The sequence below is a fragment of the Pontibacter toksunensis genome, from assembly GCF_042686245.1.
GTDB classification, from domain to species: domain Bacteria; phylum Bacteroidota; class Bacteroidia; order Cytophagales; family Hymenobacteraceae; genus Pontibacter; species Pontibacter toksunensis.
Map to the genome: position 1 here is coordinate 503,268 of NZ_JBHUOX010000001.1, position 20,898 is coordinate 524,165.

General features: G+C 42.5%; 17 protein-coding genes. 3 read left to right on the forward strand and 14 right to left on the reverse strand.

Annotated elements, in window-relative coordinates; genetic code table 11:
* Window positions 1-114: 114 nt before the first annotated feature.
* From ACFS7Z_RS02205 to ACFS7Z_RS02265, 13 genes are all read right to left on the reverse strand, one after another.
* The gene (locus ACFS7Z_RS02205; RefSeq protein WP_377480202.1) at window positions 115-1,521 is read right to left on the reverse strand and encodes a hypothetical protein; all 1,407 of its coding nucleotides are present in this window, start codon (window positions 1,519-1,521) and stop codon (window positions 115-117) included.
* Window positions 1,522-1,574: 53 nt separating this feature from the next.
* Window positions 1,575-2,633 (reverse strand): pseudaminic acid synthase, encoded by a 1,059-nt coding sequence (gene pseI, locus ACFS7Z_RS02210; protein WP_377480205.1) that lies wholly within the window; start codon window positions 2,631-2,633, stop codon window positions 1,575-1,577.
* An 11-nt stretch (window positions 2,634-2,644) separates the two neighbouring features.
* Window positions 2,645-3,184 carry a GNAT family N-acetyltransferase gene (locus ACFS7Z_RS02215; protein WP_377480208.1) on the reverse strand — a complete coding sequence of 180 codons (540 nt, stop codon included), beginning with the start codon at window positions 3,182-3,184 and terminating at the stop codon, window positions 2,645-2,647.
* The gene (gene pseF, locus ACFS7Z_RS02220; RefSeq protein WP_377480212.1) at window positions 3,174-3,878 is read right to left on the reverse strand and encodes a pseudaminic acid cytidylyltransferase; all 705 of its coding nucleotides are present in this window, start codon (window positions 3,876-3,878) and stop codon (window positions 3,174-3,176) included. The genes ACFS7Z_RS02215 and pseF overlap by 11 nt, the downstream gene beginning before the upstream one ends.
* Window positions 3,875-5,053, reverse strand: a complete 1,179-nt coding sequence (pseC, locus tag ACFS7Z_RS02225) for a UDP-4-amino-4,6-dideoxy-N-acetyl-beta-L-altrosamine transaminase (protein WP_377480215.1) — start codon at window positions 5,051-5,053, stop codon at window positions 3,875-3,877. The genes pseF and pseC overlap by 4 nt, the downstream gene beginning before the upstream one ends.
* Window positions 5,031-6,062, reverse strand: coding sequence for a UDP-N-acetylglucosamine 4,6-dehydratase (inverting) (pseB, locus tag ACFS7Z_RS02230; protein ID WP_377480218.1), 1,032 nt, complete (start codon window positions 6,060-6,062; stop codon window positions 5,031-5,033). The genes pseC and pseB overlap by 23 nt, the downstream gene beginning before the upstream one ends.
* 2 nt (window positions 6,063-6,064) lie before the next feature.
* Complete coding sequence (locus tag ACFS7Z_RS02235) at window positions 6,065-7,351, reverse strand: ABC transporter ATP-binding protein (RefSeq protein ID WP_377480221.1); 1,287 nt, start codon at window positions 7,349-7,351, stop codon at window positions 6,065-6,067.
* Window positions 7,352-7,442: 91 nt separating this feature from the next.
* The gene (locus tag ACFS7Z_RS02240; RefSeq protein ID WP_377480224.1) at window positions 7,443-8,378 is read right to left on the reverse strand and encodes an ABC transporter permease; all 936 of its coding nucleotides are present in this window, start codon (window positions 8,376-8,378) and stop codon (window positions 7,443-7,445) included.
* A gap of 43 nt (window positions 8,379-8,421) precedes the next feature.
* Entirely contained in the window at window positions 8,422-9,534 is a 1,113-nt protein-coding gene (gmd, locus tag ACFS7Z_RS02245; RefSeq protein WP_377480227.1) for a GDP-mannose 4,6-dehydratase, read from the reverse strand.
* Between the two features lie 99 nt (window positions 9,535-9,633).
* Window positions 9,634-10,569 (reverse strand): GDP-L-fucose synthase, encoded by a 936-nt coding sequence (fcl, locus tag ACFS7Z_RS02250; protein ID WP_377480230.1) that lies wholly within the window; start codon window positions 10,567-10,569, stop codon window positions 9,634-9,636.
* 138 nt (window positions 10,570-10,707) lie between these two features.
* Complete coding sequence (locus tag ACFS7Z_RS02255) at window positions 10,708-12,342, reverse strand: polysaccharide biosynthesis tyrosine autokinase (RefSeq protein WP_377480232.1); 1,635 nt, start codon at window positions 12,340-12,342, stop codon at window positions 10,708-10,710.
* A gap of 801 nt (window positions 12,343-13,143) precedes the next feature.
* Entirely contained in the window at window positions 13,144-13,926 is a 783-nt protein-coding gene (locus ACFS7Z_RS02260; RefSeq protein ID WP_377480234.1) for a polysaccharide biosynthesis/export family protein, read from the reverse strand.
* Between the two features lie 128 nt (window positions 13,927-14,054).
* Window positions 14,055-14,882, reverse strand: a complete 828-nt coding sequence (locus ACFS7Z_RS02265; RefSeq protein ID WP_377480236.1) for a DUF481 domain-containing protein — start codon at window positions 14,880-14,882, stop codon at window positions 14,055-14,057.
* A 429-nt stretch (window positions 14,883-15,311) separates the two neighbouring features.
* Between ACFS7Z_RS02265 and ACFS7Z_RS02270 the strand changes: the two genes are divergently transcribed.
* From ACFS7Z_RS02270 to ACFS7Z_RS02280, 3 genes are all read left to right on the forward strand, one after another.
* The gene (locus ACFS7Z_RS02270; RefSeq protein ID WP_377480238.1) at window positions 15,312-15,791 is read left to right on the forward strand and encodes a hypothetical protein; all 480 of its coding nucleotides are present in this window, start codon (window positions 15,312-15,314) and stop codon (window positions 15,789-15,791) included.
* Window positions 15,792-16,130: 339 nt separating this feature from the next.
* Window positions 16,131-16,790: an HD domain-containing protein gene (locus tag ACFS7Z_RS02275; RefSeq protein ID WP_377480241.1), complete on the forward strand. Its 660-nt coding sequence runs from the start codon at window positions 16,131-16,133 to the stop codon at window positions 16,788-16,790.
* A gap of 551 nt (window positions 16,791-17,341) precedes the next feature.
* Window positions 17,342-19,345 (forward strand): cation:proton antiporter domain-containing protein, encoded by a 2,004-nt coding sequence (locus ACFS7Z_RS02280; protein ID WP_377480244.1) that lies wholly within the window; start codon window positions 17,342-17,344, stop codon window positions 19,343-19,345.
* Between the two features lie 507 nt (window positions 19,346-19,852).
* Here the strand turns inward: ACFS7Z_RS02280 and ACFS7Z_RS02285 are convergent.
* Entirely contained in the window at window positions 19,853-20,449 is a 597-nt protein-coding gene (locus ACFS7Z_RS02285) for a DUF4136 domain-containing protein (protein ID WP_377480247.1), read from the reverse strand.
* Between the last annotated feature and the right edge of the window lie 449 nt (window positions 20,450-20,898).

A 20,898-nucleotide genomic window follows, 5' to 3' on the forward strand; every position in this document is an offset into this window, starting at 1 on the left:
GTACTTTTATTTAAGATTATATAATTAAAATACTAATGAAATTTCTAAGGTAAATGAATTGAAAAATGACTTTCAACTAGGTTAAATATTTGAAAATGTTTTAATTCTAAATTTTTATTTAATTACTTCATCAACTAATAATGCTATATTTTTCTTGATTACACTTTCTTGAACCCAAGTATAAGAATGATTTTCTAGATCTTTTAAATTATTGTCCTCATTCTCTATTAATTTTTCTAAACCCTCGATATCTTTGAATACCCAATAATCCAAAATAGGGAAATTCTTAAATAACGCTTCCGGAGGATTATACAATAATACAGGCTTCTTTAGGTAAAAACAATAAGTGATGGCTGAAGAAGATACAGTGCTTATTCTTTTTGACTTTCTTATTAATGTATTAATTGGAATAGCCCTATTATCAACTATAGTTACTTGATCTAGAAATCTATTAAAAATTTCGTTTAAGAAAATCAATTCTTTACTTCCCTCAAAAGGATGCAACTTGATGCACACTTTAAAATTAGGATGAGTTTCTATAAAACTTTTCCAAATAAAAAAAATGTCTTTGTAAGCTACATTCACATTATCATTAGCAACAGATAATTGACTAATAATTAACAAATCATAACACAAATCATTAGATATATTATCATTTTCGATTATAGGCTCTAAAGCTCCAATAACTAAATTCTTATTTTTATCGAAAGTGAGTTTTTCAAAACTGTTCTTCATTTGCTCATTCCAAAATAAAAAAATATCACATTCGGAAGGTAATGTAATAGTTGAACCAATTATACCGTGTGGATATATAGCAGTAGGAATATTGAGGTTTCTGCAGCAATCAATTATTACAGACTGCGGCATCCAATTTTCATTAACTGTAATTACAAAATCAGGGGGATTGAGCTTTAAAATCTTGACAAAATATTTAAAATCAAGCAAATATTGAGCAATATTAATATATAGTTTCTCTAAGTCATAAAAAACTAAATCTTTAGCTTCTTTATTGCCTAAGAAAAAAGTTTTTAAAACAAAAATAAGAAGAATAAAAAGAGCCTGAAGTTTTATATAAAATTGGGTAACTCTTCCATAACAAAATGTTTCTTTTGATGTTATTAATGAGTATTGATTCAAACTTTTACCTTTTTCTAAAACTTCCTCATTTAACAGCTCTACTAGTTTAGCTTCTAGCTTCTCATAATGTACTGCATCGTTTGTATTTATAGTTGCGTAAGAAAATTCTTTGCCACTGCCTGCTATTGTGCACTTTTTTTCTATATTAAATTTATAATTATTATATATTTTTAATATGATTAAATGCTTTAGTATCCTTTTAACATGTAACAAATAATACCCTACAGAAAAAGGTATTCTCTCATTGACAAAAAAACATGTAAATTTTAGTGAGTTAAAAATTCGTTTGAAGGAAGAATTTTTTAAAAGATTGTTTATTATAAATATGTTACTCTCATAAATTTCTCGTTTGTTTTCAAATTTAGGTTTTGGTTTACAATTCATTATAATTTATTCTCTTTATAAATAGCTACAGTAAAATTGAACTTTCGTAATTTCTATACTAAATTCCAATTGAGTGGTGTGCCAGCCTGAATGTCTTTTGGAGCTATCTTTCCCAGCAGCTCCTCAAAATGCTTCGGCGCCAGCCCCAGCCCTGGCCTAATCACGCTGATATTCTTCTTGCTGAAAGTATCGCCTGCTTTGATATCCTGTGCGGCATAAACAGATCGCTTGAACAGGCGACTTTTCTCCTCTGCCCGCTGCACCCCGTATTGCACATAACCTAGCGCCTGCCATGCCCTTTCAGACTCCACAACCAGCGATTGCAACTCATGCGGCTCCAGCGAAAACGCCGAATCTACCCCCCCCTCTGCACGACTTAATGTAAAGTGCTTTTCTACAACAGTAGCACCTAGGGCAACGGCTGCTACTGCTGCTCCGACTCCCATAGTATGGTCAGAAAGGCCCACCTGCACCTTAAACAGCTCTAGCATGTGCGGGATAGTACGGATATTGGTGTTTTCTGGGGATGAAGGGTAGGTACTGGTGCACTTTAGCAGTATGAGTTCCGTGCTGCCTGCATTACGCAGAATGCGCACCGCCTCGTCTAGTTCAGCAATGGTAGCGGCACCGGTGCTCATTATCACGGGCTTGCCTGTGGCGGCTACCTTCTTCAGGAGCGGGTGGTCAGTATTCTCAAAGGAGGCAATTTTGTAAACCTGTGCCCCCAGTTCCTCCAGAAAATCAACGGCAGTTTCATCAAAAGGGGAGGAGAAGGCGATTAGGCCGCACTCGCGTGCTCGCTCAAATATAGCTTTATGCCAATCCCAGGGGGTATAGGCTTCCTGGTACAGGTCGTAGAGTTCACGCCCTTTCCAGAGTGAGTCTTCATCTTGTATGGTAAAAGCGCCGGGCAGCGTCATGGTGTCGGCGGTGTAAGTCTGCAACTTAATTGCATCTGCACCGGCGTCAGCGGCGGCATCCACAATAGCCAGCGCCCGCTCCAGCGACTGGTTATGGTTGCCAGACATTTCCGCAATAATGAAGGGTTTATGGTTTTGCCCCACGAGTCGCCCGCCTATATTTATATCCTGTATTATGTTAGTGTTCATCATTATTCCTAACGCTATTTTAATTGTAAAATGAAGCGGTGTGCCTGTGGGTGCTCCATATATGGCTGCCCATAACTAAACCCGGCTTTTTCGAAAGTATGAACAGAGGCAATATTACCCCGTTGCACCAGTCCCTCTACCTGCTCTATGTCTGAACGTTTTGCTTTCAAGGCTTGAATTCCCTTTTGAAGCAGGCGAAGTCCTAGGCCTAGCCCCCGGAAATGAGCGTCTATTAGATAGCTGATTGTTGCTCTGCCTGAATTGATGTTAAACCGTATTTGCGCAATAGGTTTCCCCGCTGCTTCTACAATATAAAGAAGCGTTTGCTCATCCTCCAGAGCAGCTTTACACCAGTTTCTGTGGTTTTCTATGGTGATAAAGTTTTGGTTGAAAGAGTTTTTGCGCACAACTGGATCATTTGCCCACTTAAACAGCAGCATTGTATCTCCCTCAGTGGCTTCTCTCAAATATAATTTGGCACTGTCTATATGCCCTAAGTCAATCTGGCTGTTACAGTCTGTCCTGAAAATTACCCGACGCTTCTTACCCATCATTGTTACCTTCTTTTATCATTAGGTTGTATTTTAGTTCAGCCAGCTTCCAATCCATTAAGTTGTCAATATCTTGCACCTCCAGTTCGTTTAGCTCAATGGCACCAGAGTTATTTGTAAAAAGCTTCTGCTTCTCCATAAAAGTCATTACATTGAACCAGTAAAATTGTCCTGCGTCGTGGAAAGAAGCCGGCAGGTCTTGTGAGCGGCTGAGCAGGTGCTCAGGCCAGTTCATTAACACCCCATCCTTTTCCATCTTCAGGCTTCGCCAGATGGGGTAGCTGTATTGGACAACAGGAAACACAGTATCATACCGTTTGTTTGTCAAAAGCTCGAATGCTTCGGTTATTGAATTAGCTTTTACAAGCGGTGCAGTAGGATACAGGCAGCAGCCATATTCGAAGCTTTCTCCCGCAGCTGCATACTCACCTAAAACTTCTGTAAGTACCGCTGCGGTAGTAGCGAAATCAGTTGAAGTTGCGCTGCTTCTGAAGAAAGGAATGTTGGCGCCATGCTTTCTTGCAACCTCAGCTATCTCTTCATCATCGGTAGAAACCATTACTTCCTCAAAAAGACCAGACTGTAGTGCTGCCTCAATGGAATAAACTATAATGGGTTTTCCTGAAAAATATTTTATGTTCTTGCGCGGTATGCGCTTGCTGCCGCCCCGTGCTGGTATGATTGCGATGCGCTTCACTTCCCTACAAACTCCTTTACCTTCTGAATTACAAAAGCCTGTTCCTCCTGTGTTAGGGAGGGATACATCGGCAGGCTGAGGCAATGTGCATAGTACTGCTCAGCCTCAGGAAAAGCTCCCTTGCTGTGGCCCAGACTGCGGTAGTAAGGCATGGTGTGCACTGGAATGTAATGCACCTGCGCAAAAATCTGGTGCTGACGCAGGAAATCATAAGTACCCTTTCGGTCCTGAACCCGAATTACGTAAAGGTGGTAGGCATGCCCTTTGTCACCCTGAGCGCCCATGGCTGCCGGATTGGTGCTTAAAATCTCAATGCCTTCTACTTCTTTAAAAGCTTCATCATAAATTTTGGCAATGCCTTTTCTCCTGGCTAAGCCTGTTTCGGCACGTTGCAGCTGCGAAATTCCAAGAGCACAAAGCATATCCGGAATGCGGTAATTATAACCTAGTTCCTGCATTTCCATATACCAGCCACCGTGGTTTTCCTGCATGAGGTCTGGTTCGCGGGTAATGCCGTGGGTACGGAGTTGAAGCAGCTTCTTATACAGTTGCTCATCGTTGGTGGTAACCATACCGCCCTCACCGGTGGCAATGTGTTTTACCGGGTGAAAAGAAAATATGGCTAAGTCAGCATACTGACCATTACCACATATTTGCTTTTGACCTTTGCTGTCGTAGAAAAAGCCGCCGGGGGCATGGCAGGCATCTTCAATTATCCAAAGCCCATGCGCATCAGCAAGAGCCCTCAGCTCTTCCATGTTCACCGGGTTGCCAGCAAAGTCTACAGGAATGATGCCGCTATAGTAGCCTTTAGGCTTGCTCTCCAGCAACTGTCGCACTTTTTCTATGTCCAGCAGTGCGGTAGCCGGATTGATGTCAGCAAACTCTACCGTTCCGCCGCAGTAGTGCACGCAGTTAGCAGAGGCCACAAAGGTGATAGGCGTAGTAATTACCCGCGACTCTTCGTTTACTCCCAAAGCAAGTGTGCACAGGTGCAAGGCAGCTGTGCCATTAGCAACGGCTACCGCATATTTGGCACCCACATAATCAGCAAAAGCTTTTTCAAAAGCCGCTACTTTCGGCCCCTGCGTTAGGTAATCTGACTGCAACGTTTCTACCACAGCTTTGATATCAGCGTCTGTGATATGCTGCTTACCGTAAGGAATTATCAGCATAAACTTTAATAGAAGGGTCTACGTGCTCCTCAATCAAATCTCTAATTTTCTCTACACCAATCCATTCAGTATTTTCACCCGAATTGTAGCGGAAGCCTTTAGGTACTTTCTTAGCACCGAAATGAGACACAAAGTCTTCTACTTTCCAAAGCGGAGTAGAAGGAATAATGGCATAATATTTACCTAGGTCATAGGTATAGAAAGAATCAGAGGTGGTAATCATCTCCTCATGAATTTTTTCTCCAGGACGGATTCCTATTACCGGTTTTTCACAATCAGGCCCTATTGCTTCAGCTACATCAAGAACTTTATATGAAGGTATTTTAGGAACAAACAACTCTCCGCCCCAAGCAGTTTCCAATGCATGCAGCACCATTTCTACTCCCTCAGTAAGGGTTATATTAAAACGAGTCATTTCAGTATCCGTGATAGGCAATACTCCTTCTTTTCTTTTGTTCATAAAGAAAGGTATCACAGAGCCATTAGAACCCATTACATTACCATATCTGACAACAGAAAACTTGATAGGATTCCAGCCTCTGATATTATTAGCGGCAATAAAAAGTTTGTCAGAAGCAAGTTTTGTAGCACCATAAAGGTTAATAGGAGCAGCGGCTTTATCTGTAGAAAGCGCCACTACATTTTGGACACCTGTTTCAAGGCACCCGTTAATGATGTTTTCTGCACCTATTATATTTGTCTTCACACATTCCATCGGATTGTATTCAGCTATAGGTACATGTTTCATTGCCGCAGCATGTACTACATAATCAATACCCTTTAAAGCTCTTTTTACCCTGGCCTCGTCACGAACATCACCGATAAAGAATCTTACTTGTGGATACTTATCATGCGGATACTCCTGTGCCATTTGAAACTGCTTCTGCTCATCTCTGGAAAATACAACAAGACGTTTAATATCAGGCCATCTTTCAAGTACAATTTTTGTAAAAGCTTTACCAAAAGAACCTGTACCTCCAGTAATAAGAATAGATTTATCTTTTAACATTATTAAGTTATTTTATTGATATGTTCCCACTTTATAATAGTACCAAGTTGTGATTTTCTACCTCTTCCTCTTTTAGTTGATGTATCATCAACTGAAAATTTTATTATTTCTCCAGGAGCATCTACGTTGAAACCTTTAATTTGCAGAGGACTAGTAAAATTCATATATATATTATATTCACCAATAGCTAAAGTTCTCCTTGGAATAACCAGCCTAAAAGTATGTTCCCCAACAGGTAGACTATCCAATATATTCGGCAACACATCAAAAGTATCATTTTCTATCATCAATGTGCCGTCATTCTTCATTACTGTTAAGTATCCATATAAACCAGCTATTTTATCCCTAACTACACATTGCAATTCTAAAATAATATTACTATCAGCTTCGAAGTCTTGAGAAAGTATTCCCTTTTCATTGAAAAGACTAGCAGAAATAAGCTGAAATGCTTTGCTTTCCTGTTGATTAAAAAATATTGGATTATTTGTGTTTCCAGATGAAGTATTAAGATATCTATTTATTACTTCAGATATTTCACCAACATATGATACCTTTCCATTTTCTAATAACACACCGCGTTCACAAAGGTCTTTAACAGCGTTCATATTATGACTAACAAATAAAACCGTTCTATGTCCCCCCTTAGCAACATCCTGCATTTTACCAATAGCCTTTTTTTGAAATTCAGCATCCCCTACAGCTAACACCTCATCGACAATAAGAATATCAGGTTCCAGATGGGCTGCCACAGCAAAAGCTAATCTTACATACATTCCAGAACTGTAACGTTTAACAGGTGTATCAACATAACGCTCTATCCCAGAAAACTTGACAATCTCATCAAATTTTTCACTTACTTCTTGTCTAGTCATGCCAAGAATAGCTCCATTTAAATAGATGTTATCTCTGCCACTAAGTTCTGGGTGAAAGCCAGTTCCAACCTCCAAAAGGCTTGCAATCCTACCTTTCATTTTGATTGAGCCAGTAGTCGGTGCTGTTGTACGACTTAGTAGCTTTAAGAGAGTAGATTTACCGGCACCATTCTTACCGATAATTCCTATTACTTCGCCCTCTTTTACATTGAAATTGATATCACGAAGAGCCCACACATAATCAGAAGTACCTTTCAAAGACCTATCATTTTCTTCACCTATTTTCAGATATGGATCTTCTTTACCTCGTATTGTATGCCACCACCGATTCAAATCATGAGAAAAGGTACCTGTACCAACAGTTCCTAAACGGTACTGTTTTGAAACCCCTTCCACTTGTATAACATTATTCGCCATATCTTTATAATATCGTTAATCTTTATATAACTCAATAAAGCATATAAAAACTAGTAAGAAATTTAAATTGTAGTTCAAATTTTTCTCTATCTTAAACTGTGTCCATAAATGATCTTTCTACTCTATTAAAGGTGATTAAACCAATGAAGAAGACTACTAATATAACACTTAAACTATATAAGAGCGAGGATGGAGAGAAAGTACCTTGCTGAAAGAGGGCGTAACGAAAAGCTTCTACTATAGGAGTAAGTGGATTCCAAGAAATTAACCAGCCATAGCTTTTGTCAATCAGGAACGAAAGGGGGTAAATAACAGGGGTTGCATACATCAGGAGCTGCAAAGCAAAGCCAATCAGAACTGAAAAGTCCCTGTATTTAGTTGTTAATGAGGATATAATAATACCAAGGCCTAATCCCAGGAAGGCCATCATCACTACTAAAACAGGTATCCATAACCAGCTAAAGCCGAAATGAAATGGCTCACCCTGCGATGCATAAAATAACATAACACAAAGCAATAGGAGGAACTGTATCCCGAATTTAATCACGTTTGACGAGACAACTGAAAGCGGTAAAACTAACCGGGGGAAATAGACTTTTCCAAAAATACCTGCATTCGCTGAAAAAGTGTTTGAAGTAGAATTTACGCAGCTGTAGAAATAATTCCAGATAGCAATACCACTCATGTAGAACAATATTGGTTTTATACCATCAGTCGGTATATTGGCTATTTTGCTGTAAACAACAAAGAAGATGATTGTTGTAAAAAGTGGTTGGATAAAATGCCATAGAGGACCCAGGATTGTTTGTTTGTATTGCGCTTTAAAATCCCGCATTACAAACAGAACTAACAAATCGCGGTAGCGCCAGACATCCTTCAGTTGCAGGTCAAAAAGATTCCCCTTAGGCTCAATTACCATTGTCCACTCTTCTTGCCCTGCAGCCTGTGTATCAACTATCTTTTTTGTTGATCGCTTTGCTGCAGTTTTCTCCTCTTTCTCTTTTACCGTTGTCGCACCCGTACCCATAAAAAGAATTTATTAATAATATTTAGATAAAATAGAAAGTGTCTTACTCGTGGTAGTTCAGGATTCTATGTCCACCATCCTTCAGGTAAGTATCTCGCTTAAAGAGTTCAACATCGCTCTGCATCATGTCTTTTACCAGGGCAGGCAGGTCGTGCTTCGGCTCCCATCCCAGCTTCTCCTTGGCTTTGGTTCCATCGCCAATCAGCAGATCCACCTCTGTAGGCCGGAAATAGTTAACATCCACGCAAACAACTTCTCTCCCTACTTCAAGCTGATACTCCGGGTTAGAGCAGGCGGCCACATAGCCTTTCTCTTCCACACCCTCTCCTCTGAATTCTATTTCTATACCTACTTCAGCAAAAGCCATTTTCACAAAATCACGAACGGTTGTTGTTACGCCTGTGGCAATAACAAAGTCCTCCGGCTCGTCCTGCTGCAGGATGCGCCACATGGCCTCCACATAATCCTTCGCATGCCCCCAGTCTCTTCGGGAATCCAGGTTGCCAAGATAGACTTTCTCCTGCAGGCCCAATGCAATACGGGAGGCGGCTCTGGTAATTTTGCGGGTAACGAATGTCTCGCCTCTTAAAGGGGACTCGTGGTTAAACAAGATACCGTTGCAGGCAAACATACCATAGGCTTCGCGATAGTTTACTGTTATCCAGTAAGCATATAATTTGGCTACAGCATAAGGAGAGCGGGGATAAAATGGTGTCGTCTCTGATTGCGGGACAGCCTGCACTAATCCATACAATTCAGAAGTGGAAGCCTGGTAGATCCTTGTCTTTTCTGTAAGCCCAAGTATACGGATAGCTTCCAGAATTCTTAATGTACCAATACCATCAGCGTTGGCAGTATATTCGGGGGTGTCGAAGCTCACCTTTACATGGCTCATGGCAGCCAGATTATAGATTTCGTCTGGCTGTGTCTCCTGAATGATGCGTATCAGGTTAGTTGAGTCTGTCAGGTCACCATAGTGCAGCTTTAAATTAATATTCTTCTCGTGCGGGTCCTGGTACAGGTGATCTATCCTATCAGTATTAAACATAGAACTGCGGCGCTTCAGGCCATGAACCATATAACCTTTTTCTAAAAGTAGTTCAGCTAAGTACGCTCCGTCCTGTCCGGTGATGCCTGTAATGAGTGCTGTTTTCATTTTTATTCTGTTAAATAAGGTTGATTATGGAATGATTTGAAAGGTTTCCAACCACCCCTAGCCCCTCCTTCTTTAAGGTGGGGAATCTAAAAAACTGATTTATACTGCCACGTGTTTTTCAATGAAGTCGGCGTAGGCGAGTGCGATGCCATCCTGTAGCGAAGTTTTATGGTGCCACTCAAGGCTGTGAAGTTTTGAGACGTCCATAAGTTTACGTGGTGTTCCGTCTGGCTTGCTTGTATCAAAAACCAATTCACCATTAAAACCAACCACTTTCTTTACCTGTAAGGCAAGTTCTCTAATAGTAATATCCTCACCTGTTCCAATATTTATTAGTTCTCTGCCACTGTAGTTGTCCATCAGGAAGAGACAGGCTTCAGCCAGATCATCCGCAAAAAGGAATTCACGCCGGGGACTTCCCGTTCCCCAAACCGTCACTGTCTTCTCCCCGCTTTCTTTCGCCTCATGAAACTTCCGGATCAGTGCAGGCAGCACGTGGGAGTTCTGTGGATGATAATTGTCGTTGAAGCCGTAGAGGTTAGTTGGCATCACGCTGATGAAGTTACAACCATACTGATCGCGGTAAGCTTCGCACAGTTTTATTCCTGCTATTTTGGCAATAGCATACGGTTCGTTTGTCGGCTCCAGTTCTCCGGTCAGGAGATACTCTTCCTTCAAAGGCTGTGGCGCAAATTTTGGGTATATACAGGATGAACCCAGGAACATCAGCTTCTCTACTCCTGTCTCGTAAGCTGCGTGTATGACGTTTGCTTCCATCATCAGGTTGTCGTAAAGGAATTCAGCGCGGTAGGTGTTGTTGGCAACAATACCTCCCACCTTCGCCGCCGCCAGAAAAACGAAATCAGGCTTCTCCTCCCGGAAGAAGGCTCTTACCGCCTCCTGCTCCCGCAGGTCCAGCTGAGAAGAGCGGCGCGTCACAATGTTGCTGAAGCCTGCTGCCTCCAGCTTCCGTACAATAGCCGAGCCTACCATTCCATGATGCCCCGCCACATATATTTTTGAGGTTGCTTTCACTTATATTACGTATGCTTTTTACCCTGATAACCTTTCTATCCTAAGAGAGAATTCATAATTGCCGTTGGTGTTGACTGCACCAGCAAGATTGGAAAAATAAATTTCCGGATACTCTTACTCAACATGAAAGACTTTAAATTAAACTAACTTCTTCCACCACCTCTTTTGCTGTGCATCTTCTGCATAATACCCGTAGCCATACCCGTAACCATATCCGTAGCCATACCCGGATGAGATTTTTTCGAAATTCACGTCATTAAATAAAATGGCAGTATTTCTAATTTTCCCGGTTTCATACTGCAACTGCACATTACTCAGGAAAGCTTTTTGCGTGTATCCCTGCCTTACCATAAAGATATTGGCATCGGCAATCTGCATCAGCTCAAATCCATCTGAAAGAATGCCCACAGGTGGTGTATCCATAATGATATAATCGTACTGTATCTTGAGCTCTGCTATAAGGTCTTCCATTCTTTTGCTAAGCAACAATTCGGAAGGATTAGGCGGAATGTCACCGGAAGGCAGAATGTACAGTTGATCCTGTAAAGTAGGATGTATAATTTCATCAAAACCGGCATAACCTGCCAGAAAATTGCTGAGGCCAATACTGCTGGTTACTCCAAAGTCTACATTGCTGTTTGGCTTTCGCATATCAGCATTGATGAGTAGGGTACGTTCCCCGGAAATAGCCAGGATATACGCCAGGTTTTTAGCAGAAAAGGTCTTGCCCTCCCCGCTGATGGAAGAAGTTACCACGTAAATTTTGCAGCCCCCTTCCTGGGAAGATGCGCCTGTCATGAAGCGCAGGTTAGACCTGACTGTCCGGAAACCTTCCGCCATAGCAGATTTAGGACTTTGATCTATCAAATTCTTATCTTCCGCTTTATTATGCCCTACCATTCCTAATAAAGGAATATTTGTTAAGGCTTTGATATCCTCGGCTGAGGTCACTTTATTGTTAAGGAAGTCTTTCAGAAACAGGAAAGCAATGGGAATGGCTAAACCTAAGAAAATACCGGAAACATAATTCCTTGTCTCCGTAGGAGACACTTTGCTTCCCCTGGATGCTTCCGTTAAAATGGTAACGTTAGAGGTGTTGGCAGCCTTTGCGATACCTGCCTCTGCCTTTTTTTCCATTAGCAGGACATAGAGGTTTTCGCTCAGGTTATATAGACGGTTGATATTAACTAATTGTCTTTCTGCGGCCGGCAACCTGTTCAAGGAAGCGGATTCACTGGATATCTGCTGATTAAGCGCCCGAAGTGCAATCTGGTTGGCGGCCTGTATGTTGGATATACTCTCCAAGAGGTTTTGTTTCAACTCCTGTAACTGCTGCCGCTTTACCTGTAGTTGGTTAAGTAACAGCGGGTTACTCTGGTTCTGGTTTTGTGCCAGTACAGTGATATCAGCCTGTAAAGATACCAGCTCCCGTATCAGACCATTTAAAGTTGGATCTCCAATGCCAAAATTAGATGGTACTACAACGCCTGTATTGTCCTCTCCACTACGGAGGTAGTTCTGCAAATATTTGTAGTATTGTTCATTTAGCAGAAGCGATGCTTTCTGCTGCTCCAATGCTTCTACTTTCCCGGAAATACGATTTCCTTCTGTACTGATGTCTATTGCAGTGTTGTTTCGCTTAAAAGATTCTAACCTGCTTTCTATAAAATAAAGTGAATCACTTATTTGTTGAAGCTGGTCGTCTATAAAATTAATAGTATTAACAGCATTTATATTTTTTGTATCTAAATTATACTGTCTGTAAGTAAGCATGTGCTGATTTAGAAAATCAATTTCTTTATCAGGTGTAGCACTTATTAGTTTTAAATATAAAACGGAAGCTCCCTGTGCACCCGGATTTACAGTTAATGCACCAGCATATTGATTAGCCAGTTGCTCTAACTCATTTACTTGGAAAAGATGTTCGTTTTCTTTAGATTCAGGTTCAGATTTTTTTTTATTTACAACAAATATAAATCCTTCAATATTTTGCAAATCACCAAATAAATACCTGTTTCCTTCCAACAAGCTATTCCAATACATATTATCAGAAGAAAGTTTGTAATGATTTTCCTCCAGATTTATCTTAAAAAGTACATTGTAGGGTATGTTAGCCGAGCTAGTATCAATATCTACATCATATGGTACTCCAAATTTATAAAGCTCTGTTAATTTGATATTACCCTGTTTAAAATAAGAAACACTAAAATCAAGGTTTTGAACGGTTTGGAGGGTTAAAGCTTTCGTTCTTAAGAGAATAGACTCATTTGTTAAACTATTAGATGTCTTGAAAAGGTCTGAACCATACAACAGAGTAGTGGCAGAAGAGGCTTCGCTTACAGCTTCACTTAACATAACGGAGGAATGAACCTCGAATTCAGGTATAGTATATCTGTTTACCAAAAAGGCAGCCAAGACACCTATTAACAGGCAACCTAAAATAAGTATCCAGTTAGCAAGTAATTTATTCAGCAATTTTGGAATATCCAGACCTGAATCCTGGTGCTTTGCAGTGGTATTTTCCAAAGTAGTAGTGATGTTAATAGAATAATTTAATAAGATGCTGCATAAAAGCTATTGTAAAAACCTTATCACGAGGAAACTGATTGTGGATAACAATGAAATACCTAAGGTAACATTCGTTAGTAGATTCTCTCTTATATATTTAGCAGGTAAAGGATCAACTACAATCATATCGTTTGGCTGAAGATAGTAATTACCTTGAGCCAACATATTATCATCCAGCAAACTAAATTCATATAGTTTAGCCACCCCATTATCGTAGCGAACAAGTTTTATGTTGCTTCGGTTCGAATAAGGACTAAAGCCACCAGCCGATGCGATGGCTTCCATTACATTAATGTTATCCTGGTAAGTCGTAAATTGACCCTGGTTCGGAACCTCACCTATGATTGTATAGCGGAAGGTCAGCAACCGCAGGTTTACTGTCGGGTTCGTTAAATAAGGATTTAAGGCTTCTGTTACCTTTATTCTCGCTTCAGGCATAGTTAAACCACTCAATTCTACTTTACCTACAGCCGGAATAAGGATATTACCGTTTGCATCTAGAGTATATCCGTTTAGTACCGGATCCTGCCCACCGAAAACAGTGGTGCCGGAGGCGAGAAAATCAAATTCAGCAGGAGTAGTACTTTGAACTCGTAAAGACAACACATCTCCAGGCTTTAACGTATAGGCTTCAGGCTTCAGTTCAAATGTACGCAGCAGTTCATCAGCTTTACCCTGGTTTTCAACCTGTGGGTTGTCCTGTAAGATTAAAATTTTTTTTTGTGGCACACAACCGGAAAATACTACTATCCCAATCAAAGCCCACAAGGCACTAAGAATTATCCGCATGTTAATTTAAAACTCGTTTCCAGCAACAAAGGCACTATTCAGTTCTTATAGCTTCTTCTGAAATGGCGAAATTAACTAAATATTGCATCAGTACCCTGTTTTAGCCGGAAATAAATTATACAATTTTCTTAAAACTGCACCTGCACTCCATTCGAGATGCTGTATACAAAGTTGGTGATGGGCACAACCGGCTCATCTTCATAGGTACAGTTAAAATTGGTGCGTAAGTTGAAGCGATTAGTCAGCTTCACCACCAGCGTTATATCCCCGCTCACACGGTTTCGGAACTTCTCAATTACATTAGCATACCCCACCTGGTAATACAGAATACCTTCCGTGCTCACATTGTCATTTAATTTCGCTTTCAGGCTAACGTAATTGGTGGATTTCAGCAGGTTTGAGACAACAATGTTCGTCGCCTCCCCAGTGTTCTCCCACTCCTCGTGCTCGTGCATGACTCCTGTACCAACATATATAGTAGCGTTTTTAGTTTGAAGCAGCCGGTAACGAATGCCCCCTCCTGCCAGAGAACGAAACTCCAACCCCCTCGCCTTATCCGCCTGCACCTGCCCGAACAGCTCGTAAGACAAAGGCTGTTTGAAATGAAAGTTGGTCCTGAAATGCGAGTAACCTGTGCTGGCCACTGTATTGCGTTCTGCCCTGGAGTCATAATTTACCAGCAGGTAGTTGTAGTAATTTAGCAGCAGGTAGCTGTGCTTTGCAGAGATGAAGGCAACGTTACCATCGAAGGTAAGCTGCAGGTAGTTGTTTGGGTTATTTTTGCCTGCATTGCGGTTAAACATCGAGAAGTTCAGCCCGGCCTTACCTGTAAAATAGTTAGCAGTATCGCGCTCTACCCTCAAAGGCTCAATGTTCAGAATCTGCGCTTTGGCTTGGCCGCAGAGCATGAAGGATAAGAAGAGGAACAGACTAGCTTTTGGTAAAGATAAAGACATTTAAAAAACACATGTATTTCAAAATAAGCAGGAAGAGCAAAATAATAACCTTTTGCAGCTCTAAGAATGAACAATTGGCAAGTCTATATCTTATGTATATAATATGCAAAGGAAAAAGATACCTGCGCTAAAATAGTGCACGGAAGGATCTGCTAACGAATTTATATAATGACGTTTATAAAAATGATGTAACTGGCAGGACCGTTAACAATGAAAAAGGTTTTCAGCACACGAAAAAATCAGATTCTCCGCCTTAGTTAAGGAGGGGTTAGGGGTGGTTGGACCCGGTAAAGCAGAAACTGAGACAATAAAATCTAAACAGCAGCAATATTTACTACAGGTGTAATCATCCCCTACCCCCTTCGAAGGGGGACAAAAAAAGCCTACGTTACGTAATAATAAAGTATCTGTCAAAAAACTATAATAGTTATGGCAAAAGCATCCATACAACTCATACATGCCCTGCGGGAAACTGCGCAGCGTCTCCTCAAGGGCGATAAGTACCAGTGGGGCCACATGGGCAGCTGCAACTGCGGGCATCTGGCACAAACCATCACCAAGCACAGCAAAGGCGAGATACATGGGGCCGCTATGTGGCGCTATGGCGACTGGCGCGAACAACTGCGCGACTACTGCCCCCAGAGCGGCCTGCCGTTAGACCAGATCATCGACCAGATGGCGGAATTTGGACTGACAAGACAAGATTTAGAACACCTGGAGCGCCTGTCGCACCCCGCCATCACGCAATTTCTGCCGCCAGACCAGAAATACCTGCAGCATAACAAGCGGGAGGATGTGGTGCTTTACCTAGAAACCTGGGCCATGGTGCTGGAGGAAGAGCTTTTAAGTAAGGTAAAACTGCCTGCCTGGCAGAAAAGCACTATAAAAGAAGCAGTTTACCTCTCCTGACCTCGCAGCGTGCGCAGCTCCTGCGAGCGTCTGAGCCAACACAATAATCTATGCGCTAAAGAAAGTGTATATTATGGTATAGTTATAGTTGCTTTCTATACATAGCTGTTAATAAGGTGGTGAATTTTCAACTTTAAGAAATAGAGGGCTCTATAAATAAGAAAGAATTTGATTCTTGTCGTTACCTCACGATCGGCGCTCACTACATATTATTTGCTCTAACCAGACGCTCGCAGGAGCTGCGCACGCTGCGAGGTCTTAAAAACGTACCTTTCCATAATAACACTTGCCCCTTCCGCTATTTATCTTCAGTTTAGAGGGAATAAGCTGTAATACTGAATGACACCTCAACAAGAAGAAATTATTGCTGCTACCGCTGACTATGTCAAAGAACTGCTAAGCGGGGAAGGTTCCGGGCATGACTGGTGGCACATCTACCGGGTCTGGAACAATGCCAAAAGCATAGCGGCTCACGAGGTGGTCGATATTTATATAGTGGAGTTGGCAGCCCTGTTGCATGACATCGGTGACCATAAATTTCATAACGGCGATGAGTCCGTGGGGCCGCGTATGGCCAAGGAATGGCTGCAGCAGCATGAAGTGGAAGATGACATCATCCATCACATCTGTGACATCATCAAAGACTTATCTTATAAAGGTGCCGGCACCTCCTCTTTTATGAAGACCATTGAAGGAAGTGTGGTGCAGGATGCAGACCGGCTCGATGCTATAGGAGCCATCGGTATTGCGCGCACCTTTGCTTATGGCGGCCACAAGAATCGCGAACTCTATAACCCTCACATCAAGCCGGAACTGCATGATTCGTTCGAGCATTACAAGGCCAGTACCGCCCCTACCATCAATCACTTTTACGAGAAGCTTTTATTGCTGAAAGACCGTATGCATACGGAAACGGCAAAACGGCTTGCAGAAGAACGCCACCAGTACATGGAGGACTTCCTGGAGCAGTTTTATGCGGAGTGGGAAGGGGAAAGATAATTTATGAGGTTGGATAGGTTTAGCTTAGCAAATTCTAAAACCAAGTGCAAAGAAAAATAGGTGCACAAGTTTGATCATTCCCATACCCCCTCCAAAAGGGTATTTGTAATACCCATTCACATAAAGCTCCTTCCTTGAAGTCAGGTTTTTTCTATTTGTAGGCACGGAGTGAAAGAGTTTACAGTCTTTGGGTTGAGCGCCTGGGGAAAGGGGCCCTCTATTGTAAATGTTGCGGTGCCGCACGCAGTGAGGCAGTTTGAGCAGCGCGAGAACAGTCTCAGTTACACAGCGCGATGCCCAAAGACGAGGCCTCTCGGCCTAGAGAGGAAAGTCAGAAGGGATGCAACAGTAGGTTTAATGGCGCTGGATGAACTACAGTTACGGCAGCTTAGACAGAAAAAAGTTTACGTTCCTATTGTGTACACTTCATTTAACTTAATATCAACCTGCTTTTCTGCCTTATTACTTCATCTGCTCTAATATAGTATTCATAACAATCAGTTTTAATACTTAAATTAGCCATCATCACAACCACTCATATAAAATAGCCCATGGAGATCCCTTTACTCTCAGACATCGTCATCATCTTAGGCCTTGCTGTTGTAGTAATTCTGTTGTTCCAGCGGTTTCGGCTCCCTACCATCCTGGGCTTTCTGGCCACAGGTGTAATTGCCGGTCCGCATGGCTTGAGCTTAATAACGGCCACACATGACATTGAGATTTTAGCAGAGATAGGCGTTATCCTGCTGCTCTTTATTATTGGTATGGAATTCTCCCTCAAGAGCCTCGCCCTGATTAAACGAACCGTGCTACTGGGGGGTGCTACGCAGGTGTTGGCCACTATCGGTTTGGTTTGGCTCGTGATGCTGCTGTTCGACTTCAGCCACGGGGAGGCAGTTTTCATGGGTTTCCTGATTGCCTTAAGTTCCACGGCCATAGTGCTTAAGATACTGCAGGATAAAGGAGAGATTAACAGTCCGCAGGGCCGGGTGGTACTTGGCATCCTCATTTTCCAGGACATTATTGTGGTGCCGATGATGCTGCTGACACCTTTGATGGCAGGTGGTACCGAAGACGTTGGTACTGCCCTGCTGTGGATGGCGCTGAAAGGAGCTTTTGTCATTGTTTTTGTGCTTATCAGTGCCCGTTACCTGGTGCCGATGCTATTGTTTGCTGTTGCTAAAACTAAAAGCAAAGAGCTTTTTATACTTTGTGTAGTAGTGATTTGCTTTGCAGTAGCCTGGCTCACTTCGAGTTTAGGTTTATCTTTGGCACTGGGTGCTTTTATGGCTGGCTTGATTATCTCTGAATCGGAATACAGCCACCAGGCGACAAGCAACATCCTGCCTTTTCGGGAGATTTTTACCAGTTTCTTCTTCGTTTCCATTGGTATGCTGCTGGACTTTTCCTTTATGCTGCAGCACCTCCCAATCATTTTGTTTTTCACCCTGCTGACTTTTATTATCAAAGGAACTGTCGCCACGGTGGCAGCCCGCATGCTGCAGTACCCGCTGCGCATATCACTGCTGGTGGGCTTATCCATTTTCCAGGTTGGTGAGTTTGCCTTCATCCTCTCCAAAACCGGAATCACGCAGGGGCTGCTCTCAGAGGAAACATACCAGTACTTCCTGTCAGTGTCGCTGCTAACGATGGCCGTTACTCCGTTTGTTATTGAGTATTATCAGAAAATAGCCCGCGTGATAGGCGCTCCCTTCACTTCCGGAGAAGAACCGATGCCTTATAATGTGACTGCCGCTGATGATCATGGAGAACTTCCGCATCTCGATGACCACATTGTGATCATCGGCTATGGTGTGAACGGCCGTAATGTGGCCAAGGCTGCGCGGCATGCGCAGATACCCTACGTGATAGTGGAGCTGAATGCGATAACGGTAAAGCAGGAGCGGAAAATGGGAGAGCCGATTGTGTACGGGGACGCCGTGCACCCGATGATCCTCTCCCATATTAATATGCAGAAGGCACGGGTGGTGGTGGTGGCCATATCTGACCCGGAAGCTACCCGGCGCATTATTGCGAGCATCAGGGAAATAAGTGACAGGATACACCTGATTGTGCGCACCCGTTTTGTGCAGGAAATGGAGGAGAACTATAGGCTGGGAGCCGATGAGGTCATTCCGGAAGAGTTTGAAACGTCCATCGAGATTTTTACACGCGTGCTGAACAAATACCTGATGCCCCGCGACGAGATAGAAAACTTCACGCAGATGATACGCTCTGATAATTATGAGATGCTGCGGAGTATGGCCGGCATCAAGAACAATTCTTCCGCCGGCTTCAACCTGGACCTGCCGGAGATTGAGGTGGCAAGCCTTCGTGTGCTTACGAAGGATGAAGAAATTGTCGGAAAGCCTTTGCTGGAATCAGGCGTGCGCCACCGCTTTCATGTCACGGTAGTGGCCATCAAGCGAGACGGAGAAACGATTCTGAATATCGATGCCCATACTTATATTCACAAAGAAGACATACTTTATGTTGTCGGAAAACCAGCTGAAATAATGCGTTTCAATAACTACCTGAAGGCAGACGGATTCTAGGCTTTAAGTCCACCTTTGAAGTGAGTGGAGGATGATTACACCTGCGGACTAAAACTAGTTGAGTAGTTCCAAACTGTTATAAGCCAATTATATTAGATAATAACTCTAACTGCTAAAAACTGCCTGCACGAAGTGAATCTATTTCCAGTCTTTTGGTTGAGCGCCTTGTAAATGTTGCGTTGCCGAACAGAGTGAGGCAGCCTGAGCAGAGCGAAGGCAGCTTCAGTTACACAGCGAGATGCCAAAAGACGCGGCCTCTCGGCCTCGAGAGCACAGGCAGTAGCTATAAAAAAAGGTGCATATAAGTCGCTGGATAAGCTGTTGCTACGGCAGCTTAGTCAAGATACACAGTGGAAGGAGCTTTAGAAAAAAAGGTACAACTAATTTTAGCTGCTTCTATATTAAAAAAGCTTTTACGTTCTTCCGTCCGCCTTTCATCCCTCCCCCCCCTTCAAAGGGAGACATCACAGACATTATTCTAAATGATAAAATCCCCAGACTCAAACCTCATAACTTCTCCAACACTTCCTCCACCTGGTTCTTCACCTGCTTATAGCCTGCTTTGAAGTTGCTGATGCCGCCTTCGGACCACCCGCGCCACAAGAGCATTTTAGATTGTGGGCTAACAAGATCGATGATCAATGTTCCCTGCTTGAAAAGGTCGACGCTACGGTAGCCGGGCATATCGGCGTTCCCGTAATTGTAGCGGTAGCCGCTCATGTAGCCGTAACTATAGCCAAAACCCGTACTGAAGTTTTCCGGCTGGTCTTTTTCCTCCGGCACCGGGACACTCACATCATAAGCCACCAGCACATCCGGCTGGCTTTCTACTTTTCTGTACCCCTTTTCCTTCAACTCCTCCTCCACTGCCTGTTTAATTGATTTGTTCAGATTCGCACTATACCCTTTCTCATAATCTGATTCAGCTACGGGCTGCGGTTGGAACCAGGCATAGGTTTTATAAGTATCCATCCGGGCATATGGTGCCTTGATTGCTGTTGCGCCGATTGCCCCGGAAGTAGTGACACAGGAGTTCAACCCGATGAAGCACATCATCAGGCAAAGCAGGCAAAGCAGGCTTGACAGGCGTTTATTAGATGTCATTATATTTTTAATATCGTTTTCATATTGTGATTAAGGTTGCGCAATCTCATTCATGCAACTAAAAAACTAGCTTCTGCATATTGAGGCAATTCTTTGAGAGTAGTTTTTTCAATTAATTTGGCTGCACGAAATTTAAATTTCGTTCATTGTCAATTCGAAGAACGTGAGAAATCTGTCCTTTTTCATGACCCATAAATAACCCAGATTACTCACTGCTTTCGAAATGACAGAATAGGTTAAAGCTAAAAGCTCCTTAAGCTGATCATCACATGTACTAATTTCCTTCCTCCAACTCCTCCTCTACTAATGACAAACATCATTTTTCCATCACCGCTGAACCAGTAGGTTTGCACCTATCACATGAAACAAATTTAGAACGAAGCTTTCAGCATCGCAAGCAGAAGTACAAATCATTAAACATACCCCCCGTTTATAGGGTATAGCTATAG

Bases quoted from the DNA above. Each gene is read 5' to 3' on its own strand.
- gmd (WP_377480227.1), bottom strand. From the start codon at position 9,534: ATGAAAACAGCACTCATTACAGGCATCACCGGACAGGACGGAGCGTAC.
- ACFS7Z_RS02280 (WP_377480244.1), top strand. From the start codon at position 17,342: ATGGAGATCCCTTTACTCTCAGACATCGTCATCATCTTAGGCCTTGCT.
- pseC (WP_377480215.1), bottom strand. From the start codon at position 5,053: ATGCTGATAATTCCTTACGGTAAGCAGCATATCACAGACGCTGATATC.
- ACFS7Z_RS02265 (WP_377480236.1), bottom strand. From the start codon at position 14,882: ATGTCTTTATCTTTACCAAAAGCTAGTCTGTTCCTCTTCTTATCCTTC.
- ACFS7Z_RS02255 (WP_377480232.1), bottom strand. From the start codon at position 12,342: ATGCTTACTTACAGACAGTATAATTTAGATACAAAAAATATAAATGCT.
- ACFS7Z_RS02205 (WP_377480202.1), bottom strand. From the start codon at position 1,521: ATGAATTGTAAACCAAAACCTAAATTTGAAAACAAACGAGAAATTTAT.
- pseI (WP_377480205.1), bottom strand. From the start codon at position 2,633: ATGATGAACACTAACATAATACAGGATATAAATATAGGCGGGCGACTC.
- ACFS7Z_RS02270 (WP_377480238.1), top strand. From the start codon at position 15,312: ATGGCAAAAGCATCCATACAACTCATACATGCCCTGCGGGAAACTGCG.
- ACFS7Z_RS02275 (WP_377480241.1), top strand. From the start codon at position 16,131: ATGACACCTCAACAAGAAGAAATTATTGCTGCTACCGCTGACTATGTC.
- ACFS7Z_RS02240 (WP_377480224.1), bottom strand. From the start codon at position 8,378: ATGGGTACGGGTGCGACAACGGTAAAAGAGAAAGAGGAGAAAACTGCA.
- pseB (WP_377480218.1), bottom strand. From the start codon at position 6,062: ATGTTAAAAGATAAATCTATTCTTATTACTGGAGGTACAGGTTCTTTT.
- ACFS7Z_RS02260 (WP_377480234.1), bottom strand. From the start codon at position 13,926: ATGCGGATAATTCTTAGTGCCTTGTGGGCTTTGATTGGGATAGTAGTA.
- ACFS7Z_RS02215 (WP_377480208.1), bottom strand. From the start codon at position 3,184: ATGATGGGTAAGAAGCGTCGGGTAATTTTCAGGACAGACTGTAACAGC.
- ACFS7Z_RS02235 (WP_377480221.1), bottom strand. From the start codon at position 7,351: ATGGCGAATAATGTTATACAAGTGGAAGGGGTTTCAAAACAGTACCGT.
- ACFS7Z_RS02285 (WP_377480247.1), bottom strand. From the start codon at position 20,449: ATGACATCTAATAAACGCCTGTCAAGCCTGCTTTGCCTGCTTTGCCTG.